Annotated in this window: 20 protein-coding genes and 1 tRNA gene; 8 read left to right on the top strand and 13 right to left on the bottom strand. The window is 70.6% G+C overall.

Annotated features, from left to right (window positions below):
* Positions 1-229 precede the first annotated feature (229 nt).
* Together ACFVYR_RS21370 and ACFVYR_RS21365 are read left to right on the top strand one after the other, a co-directional pair.
* Positions 230-1,303: a LacI family DNA-binding transcriptional regulator gene (locus ACFVYR_RS21370; protein ID WP_384253963.1), complete on the top strand. Its 1,074-nt coding sequence runs from the start codon at positions 230-232 to the stop codon at positions 1,301-1,303.
* A 156-nt stretch (positions 1,304-1,459) separates the two neighbouring features.
* Entirely contained in the window at positions 1,460-1,642 is a 183-nt protein-coding gene (locus ACFVYR_RS21365) for a hypothetical protein (protein WP_384253965.1), read from the top strand.
* Positions 1,643-1,769: 127 nt separating this feature from the next.
* Here ACFVYR_RS21365 and ACFVYR_RS21360 read toward each other — a convergent pair whose 3' ends face one another.
* The gene (locus ACFVYR_RS21360; RefSeq protein ID WP_384253967.1) at positions 1,770-2,009 is read right to left on the bottom strand and encodes a chaplin; all 240 of its coding nucleotides are present in this window, start codon (positions 2,007-2,009) and stop codon (positions 1,770-1,772) included.
* A gap of 281 nt (positions 2,010-2,290) precedes the next feature.
* On the opposite strand from ACFVYR_RS21360, the gene ACFVYR_RS21355 reads away from it, so the two are divergent.
* From ACFVYR_RS21355 to ACFVYR_RS21345, 3 genes are all read left to right on the top strand, one after another.
* Positions 2,291-2,869, top strand: coding sequence for a hypothetical protein (locus ACFVYR_RS21355; protein ID WP_384253969.1), 579 nt, complete (start codon positions 2,291-2,293; stop codon positions 2,867-2,869).
* Between the two features lie 208 nt (positions 2,870-3,077).
* Entirely contained in the window at positions 3,078-4,238 is a 1,161-nt protein-coding gene (locus tag ACFVYR_RS21350; protein WP_384253972.1) for a hypothetical protein, read from the top strand.
* 38 nt (positions 4,239-4,276) lie between these two features.
* On the top strand, positions 4,277-4,408 hold the full coding sequence (locus ACFVYR_RS21345; protein WP_384253974.1) for a hypothetical protein: 132 nt from the start codon (positions 4,277-4,279) through the stop codon (positions 4,406-4,408).
* 30 nt (positions 4,409-4,438) lie between these two features.
* Here ACFVYR_RS21345 and ACFVYR_RS21340 read toward each other — a convergent pair whose 3' ends face one another.
* Together ACFVYR_RS21340 and ACFVYR_RS21335 are read right to left on the bottom strand one after the other, a co-directional pair.
* A complete protein-coding gene (locus ACFVYR_RS21340) occupies positions 4,439-4,960 on the bottom strand; it encodes a hypothetical protein (protein WP_384253976.1) in 522 nt (173 codons plus the stop codon).
* Positions 4,957-5,481 (bottom strand): hypothetical protein, encoded by a 525-nt coding sequence (locus tag ACFVYR_RS21335; protein ID WP_384253978.1) that lies wholly within the window; start codon positions 5,479-5,481, stop codon positions 4,957-4,959. The genes ACFVYR_RS21340 and ACFVYR_RS21335 overlap by 4 nt, the downstream gene beginning before the upstream one ends.
* A 180-nt stretch (positions 5,482-5,661) precedes the next feature.
* Between ACFVYR_RS21335 and ACFVYR_RS21330 the strand changes: the two genes are divergently transcribed.
* Positions 5,662-6,417, top strand: a complete 756-nt coding sequence (locus tag ACFVYR_RS21330; RefSeq protein ID WP_384253980.1) for a helix-turn-helix domain-containing protein — start codon at positions 5,662-5,664, stop codon at positions 6,415-6,417.
* On the opposite strand, the gene ACFVYR_RS21325 is transcribed toward ACFVYR_RS21330, so the two are convergent.
* From ACFVYR_RS21325 to ACFVYR_RS21315, 3 genes are all read right to left on the bottom strand, one after another.
* Positions 6,382-6,639, bottom strand: a complete 258-nt coding sequence (locus ACFVYR_RS21325; RefSeq protein WP_384253982.1) for a hypothetical protein — start codon at positions 6,637-6,639, stop codon at positions 6,382-6,384. The two genes, ACFVYR_RS21330 and ACFVYR_RS21325, sit on opposite strands and share 36 nt — an antisense overlap.
* 285 nt (positions 6,640-6,924) lie before the next feature.
* Positions 6,925-7,260 (bottom strand): hypothetical protein, encoded by a 336-nt coding sequence (locus ACFVYR_RS21320; protein WP_384253984.1) that lies wholly within the window; start codon positions 7,258-7,260, stop codon positions 6,925-6,927.
* A 256-nt stretch (positions 7,261-7,516) separates the two neighbouring features.
* Positions 7,517-8,719: a helix-turn-helix domain-containing protein gene (locus ACFVYR_RS21315; RefSeq protein ID WP_384253987.1), complete on the bottom strand. Its 1,203-nt coding sequence runs from the start codon at positions 8,717-8,719 to the stop codon at positions 7,517-7,519.
* An 81-nt stretch (positions 8,720-8,800) separates the two neighbouring features.
* Between ACFVYR_RS21315 and ACFVYR_RS21310 the strand changes: the two genes are divergently transcribed.
* Positions 8,801-9,469 (top strand): HAD family hydrolase, encoded by a 669-nt coding sequence (locus ACFVYR_RS21310; protein ID WP_384253989.1) that lies wholly within the window; start codon positions 8,801-8,803, stop codon positions 9,467-9,469.
* Between the two features lie 386 nt (positions 9,470-9,855).
* Here ACFVYR_RS21310 and ACFVYR_RS21305 read toward each other — a convergent pair.
* From ACFVYR_RS21305 to ACFVYR_RS21290, 4 genes are all read right to left on the bottom strand, one after another.
* Positions 9,856-9,928 (bottom strand) — tRNA-His (locus tag ACFVYR_RS21305).
* 111 nt (positions 9,929-10,039) lie between these two features.
* Entirely contained in the window at positions 10,040-10,642 is a 603-nt protein-coding gene (gene orn / locus ACFVYR_RS21300) for an oligoribonuclease (RefSeq protein WP_384253992.1), read from the bottom strand.
* 10 nt (positions 10,643-10,652) lie between these two features.
* The gene (locus ACFVYR_RS21295; protein WP_384253995.1) at positions 10,653-11,882 is read right to left on the bottom strand and encodes a helix-turn-helix domain-containing protein; all 1,230 of its coding nucleotides are present in this window, start codon (positions 11,880-11,882) and stop codon (positions 10,653-10,655) included.
* Positions 11,883-12,275: 393 nt separating this feature from the next.
* Positions 12,276-12,548 (bottom strand): hypothetical protein, encoded by a 273-nt coding sequence (locus ACFVYR_RS21290; RefSeq protein ID WP_384253997.1) that lies wholly within the window; start codon positions 12,546-12,548, stop codon positions 12,276-12,278.
* A 591-nt stretch (positions 12,549-13,139) separates the two neighbouring features.
* On the opposite strand from ACFVYR_RS21290, the gene ACFVYR_RS21285 reads away from it, so the two are divergent.
* Positions 13,140-13,664, top strand: a complete 525-nt coding sequence (locus ACFVYR_RS21285) for a universal stress protein (protein ID WP_384254000.1) — start codon at positions 13,140-13,142, stop codon at positions 13,662-13,664.
* A gap of 383 nt (positions 13,665-14,047) precedes the next feature.
* Here ACFVYR_RS21285 and glmS read toward each other — a convergent pair whose 3' ends face one another.
* From glmS to ACFVYR_RS21270, 3 genes are all read right to left on the bottom strand, one after another.
* The gene (gene glmS / locus ACFVYR_RS21280) at positions 14,048-15,865 is read right to left on the bottom strand and encodes a glutamine--fructose-6-phosphate transaminase (isomerizing) (protein WP_384254002.1); all 1,818 of its coding nucleotides are present in this window, start codon (positions 15,863-15,865) and stop codon (positions 14,048-14,050) included.
* A gap of 10 nt (positions 15,866-15,875) precedes the next feature.
* Complete coding sequence (locus ACFVYR_RS21275) at positions 15,876-16,133, bottom strand: hypothetical protein (protein WP_384254004.1); 258 nt, start codon at positions 16,131-16,133, stop codon at positions 15,876-15,878.
* Positions 16,134-16,211: 78 nt separating this feature from the next.
* Positions 16,212-17,108 carry a DUF4429 domain-containing protein gene (locus ACFVYR_RS21270; protein ID WP_384254006.1) on the bottom strand — a complete coding sequence of 299 codons (897 nt, stop codon included), beginning with the start codon at positions 17,106-17,108 and terminating at the stop codon, positions 16,212-16,214.
* Positions 17,109-17,300 lie beyond the last annotated feature (192 nt).

Here is a 17,300-nt window from a genome sequence, read left to right as displayed (position 1 = left end):
GCTGCCGGACGTGGGCGGGGGCGTGCGGGTCGTGTAAGAGCCAGGTACGGTGGGAGCGCTCCCATGTGTGATGTCTTGAAGAGTCGCGGCTCTCCGCGGGGGTGTCAAGGCGGCGGACGCCAAGAGTTGAAGGCATCCGGCGGGCGGCGGCCGAGCCGCGCCCGGGACGGGGCCGGCCGGGTGGCCGGCGGTGGCCCGGCTGTTAGATTCGCGGCGTTGGGAGGCACAGATGGGGACTGGTCAGCCCAGGGGGCGCGGCGGGAGACGGCCCACGCTCGAAGAGGTGGCGGCCCGCGCCGGGGTCGGGCGCGGCACCGTGTCCCGGGTGATCAACGGCTCGCCCCGGGTGAGCGAGCGCACCCGTGCGGCGGTCGAGGAGGCGGTGGCCGAGCTCGGTTATGTTCCGAACACGGCGGCGCGGGCGCTCGCCGCGAATCGTACGGACTCGATCGCGGTCGTCGTCCCCGAGCCGGAGTCGCGCTTCTTCGCCGAGCCGTACTTCTCGGACATCATCCACGGCGTGGGCCAGGCCCTCGCCGACTCGGACATGCAGCTCCTGCTGACCTTCGCGGGCGACGACCGGGAACGCCGCAGGCTGGCCCAGTACCTGGCCGCGCACCGCGTGGACGGTGTGCTGCTCGTCTCGGTGCACGCCGACGACCCGCTGCCCGACCTCCTGGAGCAGTTGGAGATCCCCGCGGTCATCAGCGGCCGCAGATCGGCGGACGAGACGCTGGCCTCGGTCGACTCGGACAACTTCGCGGGAGCACGGGCCGCCGTCGGCCATCTGATGGACCGGGGCCGCCGCACGATAGCGACGATCACCGGCCGCCTCGACGTGTACGGCGCCGAGCGCCGCCTGGACGGATACCGCGACGCCCTGGAGCGCGCGGGCCGCCCGGTCGACGAGACGCTGATCGTGCAGGGCGACTTCACCGAGGAGGGTGGCCGCCGCGCGATGGCCGAACTCCTGGAACGCGCACCGCACTTGGACGCGGTCTTCGCGGGCTCGGACGTGATGGCGGCGGGCGCCCGGCAGGTACTGCGCACGGCGGGCCGCCGGATACCGGAGGACGTGGCCCTGGTCGGCTTCGACGACTCGGCGATCGCCCGCCACATGGACCCGCCCCTGACGAGCGTGCGTCAGCCGATCACGGAGATGGGCCGCACGATGACGGACGTCCTGCTCGGGGAGATCGCCGCCGCCGGACAGGCCGGAAGCGGACGGCCCGGGGGAGCGGGCCGCGGGCGCCGCCCGCAGATCGTGCTGCCCACGGAGCTGGTGGAGCGGGCCTCGTCCTGAGGGCCTGTGTCATGTCCCGGCCCCGGCCGTGCGGTGACCGGGCCGAGGAGGCCCTCGCCACGCTGCGTAACCCTTCGACATGCGCCTGTAGTCGCCACGCCCGAAGCTGTGACGGGGGGAACGAGTCCCACTGTGAAAGCACGAAGGGAACCCATCATGGGTATGAAGGACCAGTTCCAGGACAAGGCCGAGCAGCTCAAGGAGCAGGCGAAGAAGGGTCGGTCCGGCGCTCAGGACGAGGCGTCGGAGCGCGGCAGCCAGGCGAAGGACCGCGCCCGCAAGGGCCAGGAGCAGGCCCGGGACGTCGCCGACGACGCGCGGGACCGCTTCCAGTCCTGACTGTCCGGCCCTGGCCGATGTGCTGATGCCCAGGGCCCCGGCGTGAAACACGGTGGCGGCTGCAGCGCCCCGTGACCGAGCCCCCGTCTCGCGTGTCCGAGACGGGGGCTCTTCGCTACGAGAGCGGTCAGCTGTTGGCGCAGCTGTTGTTGGAGACCGGGTTCAGGAGCGCCAGGACGTCCACGCCGACGTTGCAGACGTTCAGGGGGACGTGGATGGGCACCTGCACGTTGTCGCCGGAGAGGATGCCGGGGCTGTTGCCGGTCGTACCGGTGGGGCCGTCGTCGGCGAGGGCCGTACCGGCACCTCCCAGAACGGTCAGCCCCGACAGCAGCACGGCTGCGGTGAGTACACGGGCACGACGCATGGAAGACCTCCAAGGGTTCGGGAACGCGTGCGAGTCCAACTCATCGCAGTACTCGCCCGTTCGCGACCGCTGACCGCCATACGAACGACAGCGCGGGCGACGGCAGGGCCTTGACGATCTTGTCCGCTTCGTGGCTGGAAGCGAGTCACACGAGTTTTCGCCAGGTTTGTCAATCGGGTCGCGGTAATGAGCTGAATTGCCAAGATGGCTGCTGTCCCCGCCGACCGGCCGAGCTGTCGGGCCGGCAGCGGCATGCGGCGTCGTCCACGAAGGGAAGTTCGATGGCGAACGAGCTCAAGTACGGCGACCAGATCCATCTGCAGAACGGCTACAACGGCTGGCAGGGCGGCTACCTCGACACCAACGGTCACAGCGCCGCCAGCGGCGGCAAGTACCAGGTGTCGACCGCCGATTCGCCCTCCCGGGGCAAGGGCACCGGCACCTGGGAGATCCTCTCCGCGTCCGGCAAGTCGGCGGGCCAGCCCGTCGTCAGCGGTGACGTGGTGTACCTGCGCAACCTGTACGGCGGCGACGGCGGCTACCTCGACACCAACGGTCACGCGAGTGACGTGCAGAAGACCGCGGGCGCCAAGTACGACGTGTCGACCTCCGAGGCACGGGACCGCGCGCCGGGCACCGGCCGCTGGCGCATCTTCGCCCGGAGTTCGAGCCCGGCCGACCAGAACGTCAGGGCGGGCGACGTGGTCCACCTGTGGAACCTCTACGGCGACAACGGCGGCTTCCTGGAGACCAACAACGTCTCCACGGCCACCGGCGGCAAGTACGACCTGTGCACCAACGCGTACGTCAACCGCAGCTCGGACGTCGGCGACTGGAAGATCCACAGGGCCCAGGGCTGACCGGAGCGGAACGGCACGGACAGAGCGCGGCACGAGCGGGAGCCGACCCGGTTTCACGGGTCGGCTCCCGCGCTGTTCCCGCGTGCTCGCCGCGACCGCGTGCGGACCGCCGAACGGCTTCTCCAGTGGCGGGCCGCAAGAAGCGTGCATAGAACGGGATACACGCTCACTGCGGGGCGAGGACGTCCCGCTGAAATGGAGAAGTGAAATGGCCGCTGAGTCATTCTCTGCCGCTGGGGATACGTCAGGGACCGGCGAACCTCTGGTTTCGACGTCGCTCCACTGGGGCACCGCGCAGCTCGGCGCCCCGCCACGCCCCGAGTCCGCGCCATGGCCCCAGGCAGCCGACCCCGGCACCGATCACCGCACCGGCCCGGCCCCCGGCCCCGCCACCGGTGACGTGCCGTCGGAACGGCCCGCGCCCGCCGCCATCGACCGGTCCTCGGAAGAGCCGGTGCGGGACACCGAGGACGAAGCGGTGGAAGAGCTCATACGAGTCGCCGTGGTGTCCAGGCCCCTGGATGACGTGGTCGACCTCGTCACCCTCCTGGAGCAGTCGCCCGAGGACATGCCAACTGCCAAGTCGGTCCTCCGGCTGGCCGCTGTCGCCCGCTCTGTCGACGACGTCACCCAGCTGGTGGAACGCCTCGGTCCGCCGGAGCGCCCGGCCAACCACATGGACGAGGCCATCCGGCACGCCATCGAGGAACGACCCATTCCGGAGGTGAGCCGCCTCGTCCACCTGCTCTCCCGTCCGCCCTGCGACCCGCACAGCGGCGCCGAGGCGGTGCACGCCGCGGGTACGACCAGGTCCGTCGAGGACCTGATGCAGCTGATCGGCAGCCTGCGCGACCACCGGGTCACCGACAGCGTCGAGGCCAGGACCCCGGCCGCCCCGCCGGTGCCGGCCAAGCCGCCCGCCGGGACCGTGCACGGCGCCCCGGCCGCCGCGGCCACACGCACCAAGGGCAGCACGCCGCTGGCCTGGCCGCGCCGCACGGCGGGCGTACTCCTCCTGCTCTGCGCCGCGGCCCATCTCCCGCTGCGCTGGACGGGCACGCCCACCCTCGGCCTGGCCGCCGCGGCCGGTGTCTCCTTCCTCTGTGCAGCGGCGGGCGTGGCGCTCTGCCTGAGCCGGTCGCCGGTCGTGGCCGTGGTGAGCACCTTGATCGCCGGCGCGCTGGCCGTCGGCCATCTCCTGGACGACCGCCTCGCCTCCAGAACGCTCGCCTACGTACTGCGCCCCGACGGAATGCCCGCGGCACTCCCCGCCCTGTCGGCGGTGGCGGCGGCGCTGGCCGCCCTCCTGGTAGTGGCACTCACGGTCGCCGGCCTCAGGGCCGCGGCGGACAGGGCTCCGGTGGTGTAGCGGGACACGAGTGCTGGTGCAGCAGGACACGAGTGCTGGTGCAGCAGAACACGAGCGAGCGCACACGACGAAGCGCGCACAAGAAGAAGGGCCGGCCCGCTTTCGCGGACCGGCCCTTCTTCATCAGGGTGAGTGACGGGACTCCCGAGCAGCTCTGGTCCCAGCAGTAGCCGGCCGCACGCACCGCGGAGAAGGCAGCCTCACCCTGCACCGCACGGTTCGTAGGGGGTGAGGTCGCGCAAACGTCTGCCGAACTCGGAGCAGCGCATGGCCAGTGCGAGAGGGCTGGGCTGGTCCCCGGTCATGTCGTTCAGTGCGTCGGTGGCGGCGTCCGCGATTCGCTGGTGTGCGTGCCAGGTGAGGGTGCCTCGCCCTGCGATGGCGGCGGCCTGCTCGACGGCGGGGAGGCGTCTGCGTACTTCGTGGCGTAGGCGGAGGTAGAGGTCGAGCAGCTGTTCCACGGGTGGCAGCTCCCGGCACGCGGAGAACGCCGCGTCCAGGAGGCAGTCGAGGTAGCCGCCTGCGGCGCAGGAGCGGCAGGTGCGGGGGAACCAGTGCGTGACGGTGCCGAGCCGGGTGATGTCGTGGGTGCCGAGGTCGACGGCGGTGGCCGCGGTGAGGGTGATGCCGCAGAACACGCAGTCCCGGCCGCGCACTTGGCCGTCGGAGAGTGTGCCGACCGAGGGGAGTTGTGGGGCCGAGAGGGGGGTGGCGAGGGTCATCGGATGTCCGCCGGGCGCGGCAGCAGTCGTACGCCGAGGGCCGCGAGCGCGGCGACGGATGGCGGGGAGCACAGGGCTCCCACCGCGTGGGGCCGTACTGCCCAGTGCAGGCCGGTCGGCCCGGTGAGGTCGGCGGCGGGGACGCCGAGGAACTGCCCGGTGCCGAGCATGGGCGCGACGTGAGCGTAGGCCCACCTGTGGGGTGGGTACGGCTCGAGGAGCGCGTGATACGTCTGCAACGGGCTGTTGTGGATCACGGGGCCATGGAGCAGTTCGGTGAGCGTCGCGGTGACGACGTCGGGGTCGGCGGTCCCGACGCCCGCGTGCACGAGCCGGGCGGGCAGCCGCACGGCGTTGAACCGTCGGCCGAGCGGCAGCAGGGCGACACCGCACCCCGTCCACTCCCGGTATGCCTGTCGCGGCTCGGCCTGAGCGCGCGCCAGCCAGTCGAAGACGGCGCTCACCCGGGGCGGAGATGCGCCACTTCCCGCGCTGAGGGCTGGGCCCATGTTCTCGACCATGTCGGCTCCTTCGCAGTTGGCCATGCCCTGGGGCCGTTCTCGCGGTCGCCGGGGCTTTCGTCGGAGACCACGTTCGTCCCGACATGGCACGCACCGCGATGACAGCTTGGGCGTCAAAGCGACGTCACAGGGGGCGACATTTCGGTGTCATTCCGTAGCGGGGGCGCGTACGGTCGATCTATGGCGACTCCGAATGGAACTCTCCGCGCGGTCCGCATGGGCCTGCTCATGTCTCAGGACGAGTTCGCCCGTGCGCTGCGTGACGCCGGGCATGAACTCGACCAACCCAACGACGCTTCCAAGCGACTTGTCCAGCGCTGGGAGTCCGGCGATACCGCCGGCCCCCGTCCGCTGTATGCGCGTGCCCTGGAGCGTGTCACCGGCCTGCCCATAGAAGCCCTCGGTTTCGGGGTGCCCGGTGTCGCCGTATCCGAGGACGGACACGGCGGCCACGACCTCGACGACGCCACTTTCAGCATTCCGGCCGGCGCGTCCACGCCACTTACCGCACCGCGCGGCAACTACACGGGAGTGTGGTTGTCGACGTACGAGTACGTCTCCTCGGGGCGCGGGGGCGAGGTCTTCACCGGGAAGCACAACGTCGTGCTGCTGCAGCACGGGAACCGCCTCACCGGCCGTTCCCTGCCGAACGCGTCTCTCAACCCGAACAGCCCCCTCACGCTCGATCTCCAGGTGGACGGCACGACCGTGACGGGGACGTGGACGGAGCAGACGGCATCAGAGGGGTACTACCGAGGCGCTCGGTACTTCGGCGCACTCCAGATGCTTGCCGAGCCGACGGGGCGGCGCATGGCTGGTAAATGGGTGGGGTTCGGCAAGGAGTTCGACGTGAATACCGGTCCCTGGGAGCTGCGGCTCATGGAGGACGGGACTTCCAAGTCAGTCCTCGAGCGGTACAACCGGGTTCCGGAGTAGCCACCCCGGGGGCGGGGCAGCTGTCTCAGGGATCGCGATGAGCCGGGTGCCGTTCGGGATGCTGTGGTGCGGGCTGCCCTTCGCGACACCGGCGTCCGCGAGGATCACGCAGTCCTTGAGGATCGAGTTCAGGTCGGTGCGCCCGGCCTTGCGCCAGTCCGGACCGGGCGCGGTGTACTGCTCGTAGGGGATGGTGGTGCGGCCGTTCGTGAGCGTGCCCATGGGGTGCCTCCTGTTGAGTGGTCCAGTCCCAGGGTTCGGCCAGGGGCTGATGACCCTCCGCGTGCGCGGAGGGAGTTGGGGGAATGGGTCAGGCCGTCGTGGTCGAGGGCGGCCTCGGTAGGCCCGGGGCCTCTGCCCGTGCGGCCCGGGCGGCGCGGAGCGCGCGCCGGATCCTCCCGCCCTCCTCGCAGTCCGTCATGGCCTGGCAGGGGTCGCATCCGTCGAGGTGCGCGAGGAGACGTTGGTACGTCTCCTGCTCTTGGCGCTCCTCGGCTGTCCGTTCCGTCAGCACTGCTCTGCCCCCTCCTCGGCACTGCGTCCGATGCGGCTGAGGGCCTCCACGGCGAGGGGCTCGCACAGATCGCCCTCGAAGCGGGGCACGACCACCCAGTGCGTGCCGGGCGGTTCGGTGCGGTCGAGCCTCGGCACGCCGAGGAAGGTGTCAACCCCCAGCCATGGCGCGACGTCCTGATGCCGCCACGTTCCTTTACGGCGTCGCCTCGTGAGGGCGTAGTACGTGCCGCCCATGGTGCGGCCGTCATAGATCACAGGGCCGTCGAGCTGCTGCGCGAGCCGGGCCGCGACCACCTCCGGGTCGGTGGAGCGCACCGCAGCGCGCACAAGGCGCTCGGGGAGGCGGACCGCATCGAACCTGCGGCCGCACGGGAGCAGCGCTACGCCGGTATCCGCCCACTCCCGGCGGGCCTGCGCAGGCTCCTGCAGGGAACGTGCGAGCCAATCTGCGGTTGCTGATGTCGCTCTCTGCGTACTCATCCGGGGGCCCATCGTCTGGTGGTCTGCCTCACACCAGTGACCGTAGGTTCCCCGCGCTGGGCTCACCCGAACAGACAGCTCGGGTGAACCACAGGCTCGTGAACTACACCAGGCCAATCCGTAAGGCGAGTTGCTCGGCCTGCCGTGCATGCATCACCCGAGCCCGCCGAATCACCGTCAGGACCATCTGGCGTGCGAGGGGAGTACGGGCCAGGTCTTCCGGCGCGACGACCTCCAGGCCAAGCAGGGACAGCAGCACGGCGGCGTCCTCTCGCCGCTGACTGTGGCAGGCCGCGACCTCTAGGCCGAATGTGAACTCGCGCTCCACGCTCGGCAGGCCGCCCGTGTCGATGGCGTCTGCGGTGTGCAGAGCCTCGCCGGTCTCGCCCGCCTCCATGTCGATGGACAGGGCGTGCAGAGCCACGTTGGTCGGCCCGAACACCGTCCAGCCCACGTTGCTGCTGTCGAGCACCGTGCGGGCCGTGAGCGCAGCCTGCTCACGCAAGCGGTCGCGGGCCTCCGGCCACCGGCGGCGGCGCGCGGCTCCGAGTACAGCGACGAGCTGGAGGGCGCCGCCCATCGCCACTCGCTCAGCCTCCGGCATCCGCGTGGTGGCCACCTGCTCGGCTGCCTGGAGTGCCAGCTCCTCCGCCTCGCTGGGTCGGTCGGCGGCGAGCAAAACGTGGCCGAGGTTCCACTGCGCGGCGGCAATGCGAAGAGGGTCGTCGGCGTCCTCGGCGGCCCGCATCGCGCGGTCGGCTGCGATGGTGGCAAGGTCGACGCGGCCGGTGCGGCGCAGGTAGGACCGGAGCAGGCAGTAGAGATCTGCGGCCGCCCGCAGCACGCCGCGGCGCTCGACTGGATCTGTCCCGGCGCGAACGGCGCGAACGGCGTACTCGACGTCGGCGACGAGGTTGGGCAGCGTTGTCGCCGCTTGCGTGAAGCGATCACTGTCGGTCTGCCAGGACTGCCACGCGGCTTCCACCCGGCCCCTCAGCTCGGCTGCCGTGGCACACGCAGCGTTGATGGGCGGACCGTAGCCGAGGAGCGCCCGCCCCACTGCGGCCTCTGCCGTGTCCGCCGTGCCCTCTGCGGCAGGTGGCTTCTCCGACAGCAGGGCGGCGGTGGGCACTCCCAGCTCCTCCGCCAGGGCGTACAGGATGGGCAACGAAGGAACCTTGAGGCCGCGCTCGATCTGCGACAGGTAGCCCGGTGAGATGCCGACCAGTCCGGCGACCGCGTCCTGTCGGCGACCGCCGCGGTAGTGCCTGATCCGGTCCCCGATGGGGAGGTCCGCTGCAACCATGCGCCCGCTCCTCGCGCTGTTCTCTGAGCGCAGGGTGCCCGCAAGGTGGGGACACGGTATTCCATCGAGAGAGGGGGCACCGTGGCGAAGCTGGTGCTGTGGGACATCGACCATACGTTGATGGCGATGCGGGGGCTCGGCGGTGAGCTGTGGGCCGTCGCGTTCGAAGAGGTGACAGGTGTGCCGCTGCGCGAGCAGGCGTCCGTGACCGGATCGACGGAACGAGTGATCTTGCGCGAGACGGCGCGCCTGCACGACATCCCTTTTAGCGAGGACCTGTTCGCGCGGTTCGCTGGCGCGCTCGGTGCCGTCCACCTGCGTCGGGCGGCCGAGCTGCGCGAACGCGGACACGCGCTGCCCGGGGCCGCCACCGTCCTGGCAGCACTCGACAAACATGGTGTGCGGCAGTCGGTGGTGACCGGCAACGTCCGTGCCGTGGCTGAGGTGAAGTTGGCGACCTTCGGCCTCGACACGTACCTCTGCCTGGACGACGGTGCGTACGGAGAGGACGGCGAGGAACGCCCCGAACTGCTGCGCGCGGCGCTGGCCCGGGCGAATGTTCCTGCCGCGGACGCCGTGTTCCTCGGGGACACCCCTGCTGATGTAACGGGCGGGCACGAGGCCGGTGTGCGGGTGGTGGCGGTCGCCACTGGCAAGACAGCGAGGACTGAGCTTCAGGACGCCGGCGCCGAGGTCGTGCTCGCCGATCTTGCCGACACCGAGCGGGTCTTCAACGCGATCGGGGCATGACGAAGGCCCCTCCCGCCCGAAGGCTGGAGGGGCTGGCGTCATGGGTACTGGCGGCGGGCTGGATCAAGGGCGGCCGCTTCAGGGCGTGGCTTGTCGTCAGGCTCGGGTCGGGTGCGCCGTTGCGACGGCACACGAGCGCGTCCGGATCGTCAGCCGGTGCCTGAAGCGAGTAGCCGTCCCGGCAGGTCTGCGCGCCGCGCCGTCGTTGCCGTCTTCGTCAGGCCTGCCCGAGGCGCCGGTGGGACCCGGCTCTCCGGTGGATCACGATGCTGGCCATGGCGGGAGGCTGCGCCCGGACACCCATGATCGGTTCCCATTCTGTTCCCAGAGATTTGGGCATGAAGAAGGCCCGGCCTGCTTTCGCAGGCCGGGCCTTGATCATTCAGGGTGAGTGACGGGACTTGAACCCGCGGCCACCTGGACCACAACCAGGTGCTCTACCAACTGAGCTACACCCACCATGTCCGGTCTTCTGTCGTTCTTCCGACCGGCCGAGAAAAAGTGTACAGGGTCCGAAGGGGTGCTCGCGCACACCTTTTCCGGACCCCGTACACGGGGCGTGTGCGGAGGCTAATCCGCAGGCAGGACGTGCTTGGCCGCGATCGTCCTCGCGGTGTCCGAGTCCGGTCCGGGCTGCGGGACGAAGATCGCCTCGCGGTAGTAGCGGAGCTCGGCGATGGACTCGCGGATGTCGGCGAGCGCGCGGTGGTTGCCGTTCTTGTCCGGACTGTTGAAGTACGCCCTCGGATACCAGCGCCGGGCCAGCTCCTTGACCGAGGAGACGTCGACGATCCGGTAGTGGAGGTACTCCTCCAGGGTCCGCATGTCCCGCGCGAGGAAGCCGCGGTCGGTGCCGACCGAGTTTCCGCACAGCGGAGCCTTGCGGGGCTCCTTGACGTGCTCACGTACGTACGCCAGGACCTGCTCCTCGGCGTCGGCCAGCGTGGTGCCGCCGGCCAGCTCGTCGAGGAGCCCCGAGGCGGTGTGCATGGTGCGCACCACCTCGGGCATGGTCTCCAGCGCCGCGTCCGGCGGGCGGATCACGATGTCCACACCCTCGCCGAGCACGTTCAGTTCCGAGTCGGTGACCAGTGCGGCCACCTCGATAAGTGCGTCGTCCGTCAACGAGAGCCCGGTCATCTCGCAGTCGATCCACACCATGCGGTCGTTCATGCGTCTTACCCTACGGCGCGCTCCTCTGGCCGGGCAGGGGAGCGCGTCCCGGTGCGTACGCGTCCGAGTGCGGCTTGCCGGGATCGGTGGGCACCGAGGCCGACGGACCGAGCGCGCTGGCGGCAGCCGTGCGCCGGGTCTGGGTCGGCACCGGGCCCGCCTCCACGAGGGTGGGCACCGACTGCGCCGTCGCCGCCACGGACTCCAGCGCCCGCTCGCCCTGTGGCCTGCGGGCGCGGTAGGCGGCCCGGTAGGCGGCGGGGGACGAGCCGAGCTGGCGCCGGAAGTGGCCCCGCAGCGCCACCGGCGAGCGGAAGCCGCAGCGGCCCGCGACCTCGTCGACGGAGTAGTCGGAGGTCTCCAGGAGCCGCTGTGCCTGGAGCACCCGCTGGGTGATCAGCCACTGCAGCGGCGCGCTGCCGGTCAGCGAGCGGAACCTGCGGTCGAAGGTGCGCCTGCTCATGTACGCGCGCGCGGCCAGGGTCTCCACGTCGAACTGCTCGTGGAGGTGTTCCAGGGCCCAGGCGACGACCTCGGCGAGCGGGTCGGCGCCGATCTCCTCGGGTAAAGACCTGTCGAGGTAGCGCTCCTGGCCGCCGGCCCGACGCGGTGGCACCACGAGCCTGCGGGCGAGCGCGCCCGCCGCTTCGTTGCCGTGGTCCGTGCGCACGATGTGCAGACAGAGATCAATTCCGGCCGCGGTGCCCGCGCTCGTCAGGACGTCCCCGTCGTCGACGAACAGCTCGCGCGGGTCCACGTGGACGGACGGGTAACGCTTCGCGAGCGTCGGCGCGTACATCCAGTGGGTGGTCGCGGGGCGCCCGTCGAGCAGTCCCGCCGCGGCGAGCACGAACGCGCCGGTGCAGAGCCCGACGATGCGGGCGCCCTCCTCGTGTGCGCGCCGCAGCGCGTCGAGCGCCTCCGGTGGCGGCGGAGATGTGATCGACCGCCAGGCCGGTACGACGACCGTGCCCGCCCGGCCGATCGCTTCCAGCCCCTGTGGCGCGGTGAGTTCGAGCCCGCCGGTGGTCCGCAGCGGTCCCTCCTCGCCGGCGCACACGAGCAGCCGGTAGCGGGGGACGCCGGCGTCCTGCCGGTCGATGCCGAACACGGAGAGCGGTATGGAACTCTCGAAGATGGGACCGCCGCTGAAGAGCAGCACCGCTACGATCTCCCGGCGGCGCCGCCCCGAGAGTTTCCGAGCCGTGGTCTCCGGCGCGGCAGTGGAGTCGTGGCTCATGGTGCTAAACCCCCCTCGGTCGTCGCTCCCTGTTCTTGACGTGCTTGCTGGGCCTGTCGCTCCTGCACGTTTCCCCTCGGTCCTCCACCAGTCCCCCGCCGTAATACAGTCAAGATCGAATCTACTGCGTCCCGTGCTGCCGGGGTGACCAGTTCATCACTCGGCAGATTGTCGACATGGCAACTTGGCGTGAAGCGTTCGATCACGAAGCGTTGCACTCGCGCGGCCCGCTGGGAAGTGCGCCTCGGCTCCATGGCCGGTCCCCGTAGGGTGCGCGCGGCCCGAGAGCACCTTTCAGCCCTGGTCGGACGGGGGTTGAGGGGGCGTTCGGCCAGGGGATCGGCGAGCCCCGGAAGTTGGCTGAAAAGCTATGGGAGCGTGTGTGTGAATCAGTCAGTCCACCGGCGCACTGTCGGCACTGTGACGAGTGCCCCTGTGCGCCCCCGAACCCGTTCTGCTGTGCCGTCCGCGGTGCGCGTTGTTCTGTTCTGCAAGCAGTCGCGCGGCGCCCCTCTCGGACTGCCGCAGGAGCAGCCGGCAGACCCCGGTGACGGCCACGAGACCGAGCGCCGAGCCGGTGGCGCCGGCCAGTGAGGTTCCGTATCCCACGAGGACGACGGGGACCAGGACGCAGCTGAACGCCGCCCAGCGGACCACGTCGCTCACGGAATCCTGGGCGGGCGCGCCGTGCGGCGCGGGGCCGCGCGGTGCCGACGCCCCGGCGGCGGAGCGGCGCTCCCGTGCTCCTTCGGGCGGGCGCCGGCGGCCGTGCGCCGGGGCGCGCCCACCGTGATCGGCTTGCTGGTTCGCTTGCGCCCACTGGGCCTGCTGACCCTCCGCGGCTTGCTCGGGTGAAGCAGGGAAGCGGGTGGAGGGTGGGGGCGCGGTCGGGAATCGAGGCACGGCGTGCTCCCTGTGGCAGTGAGGTACGAAGGTTCAACGCCCGGTCCCGCGACCGGTCACTGGGGAGGGTGCGGGGTGGCGCCGGACGGGTGGGCAAACCGCCTGTAGGAGGCAGCAACCATTGCCATACGGGCGAGGCTCGTGCATGCTCCGGTGAACGCCGGGAGGCCTGTGCAGGCCACTCCGGGGCTCCGTGCGGGGGTTTACACGGGCTCTGGGCAGGAGGGGAGTGTCGCCGTACCCTTGGGGGTATGGCGTTGGGAAGATGATTCCCGGACGACCTTCCAGGTCCTGAACTTCCGCGTCACCTGAAAAGCCGACCCTCCCACAGAGGACTCCTTCGCCGAGACACCGATGGCCGGTCACGAATTCTCCGAACCCGCGGACCGCAAGAGGCAGGTCGCCGATCCGACAGCGACCCCCCGAGCGGCGGAAGAACCACGCCACCCCTGCGACCCCGCGTTCCAGCACGGCGTCGTCGTCGGCTTCGACGGCTCGACCTCCAGTGAGCGTGCCCTCGCGTACGCGATCGGAATGGCCCACCGCTCGGGCTCCGGTCTGATCATCGTCCACGTCGCCAACCGGCTGCCCACCACGGTGTGGGCGGGGTGCGAGCCTCCGGTCTTCGTCGACGTGCCGGACCACCGCACCGAGGTGCTCGGCCTGGAGCTGGCCTGCGCGGACTATCTGTCCGAGGTGCCGTGGATCCTCGTCGAGCGCGGCGGCGACATCTGCCACGAGCTGGAGGAGGTCGGCCGCGAGTACAGCGCGGACGCGATCGTCGTCGGCTCCACGCACGGCATCGTCGGCCGCATCTTCGGCTCGGTCGCGGGACGGCTCGCCCGCCGTGCGCAGCGGCCCGTCGTCGTCATTCCGTAACGCCCCCGCCCCCGCGGCGAGTTGAGCGGGCGCTGAGCGGGCGACTGAGCGGACGCACCATCAACACCCGTCGTGCGGCGGCTTTGCGCGCAGATAAATCTACTCACGCGTAGAGGTGCTTTGTGCCCTTGTGAAGGGTACGTAGGCGGGTACACGCAAAGACGCCTCCACGGGAAGCGGCACCGCCACTCTCGGCCAACCTGGCCGGGGAGTTCGGGCGCTTCCTCCTGGTCCGTCCACCAATCTCCTGGGCCGGGGTAATGGGCGACCCCGGCCCCTCGAGGAACGGCCCCCTGTGTGCTGGTGGCACGCACAGGGGGCCGTTCGTGTGGAGCTTTCCGCCGGTCGACGGGCGCTATTGGACTGCCACTACTCGGCTGTCACTACTCGACGGTCACGGACTTCGCGAGGTTGCGCGGCTTGTCGATGTCCCGGCCGAGCGCCAACGCCGTGTGGTAGGCGAGGAGTTGCAGCGGGATGCCCATCAGGATCGGGTCCAGCTCGTCCTCGTTCTTCGGGACGATGATCGTCTGGTCGGCCTTCTCCTGCTCCTGGTGCGCGACCGCGAGGATCTTGCCGCTGCGGGCCTTGATCTCCTCGAGGGCGGCGCGGTTCTTCTCCAGGAGGTCGTCGTCCGGGACGATCGCGACCGTGGGGAGGGCGGGCTCGATGAGGGCGAGCGGGCCGTGCTTCAGCTCGGAGGCGGGGTAGGCCTCGGCGTGGATGTACGAGACCTCCTTGAGCTTGAGGGAGGCCTCGCGGGCGACGGGGTAGCCGCGTACACGACCGATGAAGAGCATCGAGCGGGCGTCCGCGTAGCTCTTGGCGATCTTCTTGATCTCGTCCTCCTGCTTGAGGATCTCCGAGATCTGGCCGGGCAGCTTGCGCAGGCCCTCGATGATCCGCTTGCCGTCGGAGACCGACAGGTCGCGGATGCGGCCCAGGTGCAGGGCGAGCAGGCCGAAGGCGACCGTGGTGTTGGTGAAGCACTTGGTGGAGACGACGCAGACCTCCGGGCCCGCGTGGACGTACACGCCCGCGTCGGCCTCGCGGGCGATCGCCGAGCCGACGACGTTCACGACGCCGAGGACGCGGGCGCCCTTGCGCTTCAGCTCCTGGACGGCGGCGAGCACGTCGTACGTCTCGCCGGACTGGGAGACCGCGATGTAGAGGGTGTCGGGGTCCACGACCGGGTTGCGGTAGCGGAACTCGGAGGCCGGCTCCGCGTCGGCGGGGATGCGGGCCAGCTCCTCGATCATCTGGGCGCCGATCATGCCCGCGTGGTACGAGGTGCCGCAGCCGAGGATCTTGACGCGGCGCACCTTGCGGGCGTCGTGCGCGTCGAGGTTGAGGCCGCCGAGGTGCACGGTGGAGAAGCGGTCGTCGATGCGGCCGCGCAGCACGCGGTCCACGGCCTCGGCCTGCTCGAAGATCTCCTTGTGCATGTACGTGTCGTGGCCGCCCATGTCGTACGACTCGGCCTCCCACTCCACGGTGGTCGGCGAGGCGGTCGTGCGCGAACCCTCGGTCGTGTAGGTGCGGTAGTCGTCGGCCTTGATGGTGGCCATCTCGCCGTCGTCGAGGGTGACGACCTGGCGGGTGTGGGAGACGAGCGCGGCGACGTCCGAGGCGACGAACATCTCCTTCTCGCCGATGCCGAGGACGACGGGGGAGCCGTTGCGGGCGACGACGATGCGGTCGTTGAAGTCGGCGTGCAGGACCGCGATGCCGTACGTGCCCTCGATGTGGCGCAGGGCCTCGCGGACCTTCTCCTCCAGGGTGTCGGCCTGGGAGCGGGCGACGAGGTGGGTGAGGACCTCGGTGTCCGTCTCGGAGAGGAACTCGACGCCGTCGGCGGTGAGCTTGGCGCGCAGGTCGGAGGCGTTGTCGATGATGCCGTTGTGGACGACGGCGACCTTCTCGTCCTGGGACAGGTGCGGGTGGGCGTTCTCGTCGGAGGGGGCGCCGTGGGTGGCCCAGCGGGTGTGCGCGATGCCGGTCGTGCCCTTGAAGCGGGCGGGCACCTTGGCCTCCAGGTCACGGACGCGGCCCTTGGCCTTGACCATCTTCAGACCCGCGGCCTTGGGGCTGGTGACGGCGATGCCCGCGGAGTCGTAGCCGCGGTACTCCAGGCGCTGCAGGCCTTCGAGGAGGAGCGGGGCGACGTCACGCTTGCCGATATATCCGACGATTCCGCACATGGAGGGATTCCTAGCCGTAGACGATGCGGCGCAGCTGCCTGAGCGTGAGCTCGGGCGGCGCGACCGCGCGGTATTCGAGATCCGCCGAGATCTGCTGGAAGATCGCCGCGTTCAGCAGGCCCTGACCCTGCAGCTCGCGGTGGCGGCGACGGACGAACGCTTCGGTCGTCTCGTCGAAGTAGGCGAGCACGTCCTGGACGACCCGCAGCGCTTCGCCCCGCTGGAGCGGGGTGCTGCGGGTGAGGTGATCCACCAGGTCGTCGTGCATTCGTTGATCCTGGGGTATCGCATGCCCATTCGCAAGAATCCTGCCCGAAATCGGGCAGGGTCGTGTCGGAATGGGCGCTCACATGCGTCGTAGAACCGCCTGCTTGGCCGTCGCGAACTCGTCGTCCGTGAGGATTCCGGCCTGGCGGAGCTCGCCGAGCTCCCGCAGGCGGCGCAGCAGGGCGTCGTGGTCGTCGGCCGGGGCCTGCGGGGGCGGGGTCGGGGCGGCCGTCGCGTCGGCGGGGGCGGCCGTGAGCGACTTCGCCGCGGCGGGGGCCGCGGGGTGCGGCAGGCGCACCTGCACGGCGGCGGCCACCAGCGCCATCAGGGCGTCCTTCTTGAAGCCCCACAGCTCGACCGCGTTCGGGTCGTACTTCGCCGGGGCCTTGGTCGGGGCGTTCCGCACGGTGAACCGGAGGTGGCCGTTTTCCAGACCGGCCGCGGGCAGCCACTCCACGGCCGCGATGTCGGTGAGCGCCAGCGACCGCGGGCCCGCCGCCGACTTCGCCTCCTCCGTCTTCCAGTTCCACTCAAGCCGGACGCTCTCCCCGTCGAAGCTCGCCGTGCCGTCCCCGGCGGAGACGGACAGCGGCACGGAAGGGCCGGTGAGGAGGTAGCTGTCGCAGGGGGTGCTCGGCACCTGTTCGAGCAGGTGGGCGCCCCGGACCTCGTCGACCAGATACTCCGCGACCCCGTACCGGTCGGGCTCGACGTGCAGCTGGTACGGGTCCGCCGAGTCCGGCAGGTTCCCGCCCGTCGCCTGGAGCAGCGGATCGGCGCCGTCGCGCAGGCGCAGCCGCAACCGTCCCGACTTCTTGCCCTGTTCGAAGGCTATGCCCGTCAACGCCGCCAGGGGCACGGTCACTTCGCCCAGCGTCCTGCGCAGCAGTGAGACGTTCTTGTCGTGGCCCGGCACCAGGCGCAGCGTCTCTCCGTCGAAGGTCCAGGTCCCGTCACGCTGGATGATTTCCGCCATGCGGGGATTGTCGCACCGACCACGTGGACGTACGGTCCACCCCCCTTTGCCCCCATGTCCCTCTGCCCCGCGCCTCCCTGCCCTCATGCCTCCCCGGCCGCATGCCTCCTGACCCTTGACCCCTCGCGGGGCCCGGGTTACCAATGGGGACCGTTCGATTCGATTGCGATGCACCACAGTTGCGCCACGCGC

Source organism: Streptomyces sp. NPDC058284, from assembly GCF_042881135.1.
In the GTDB taxonomy this organism is placed as follows: domain Bacteria; phylum Actinomycetota; class Actinomycetes; order Streptomycetales; family Streptomycetaceae; genus Streptomyces.
This window is presented reverse-complemented; position numbering and strand designations above follow the sequence as displayed.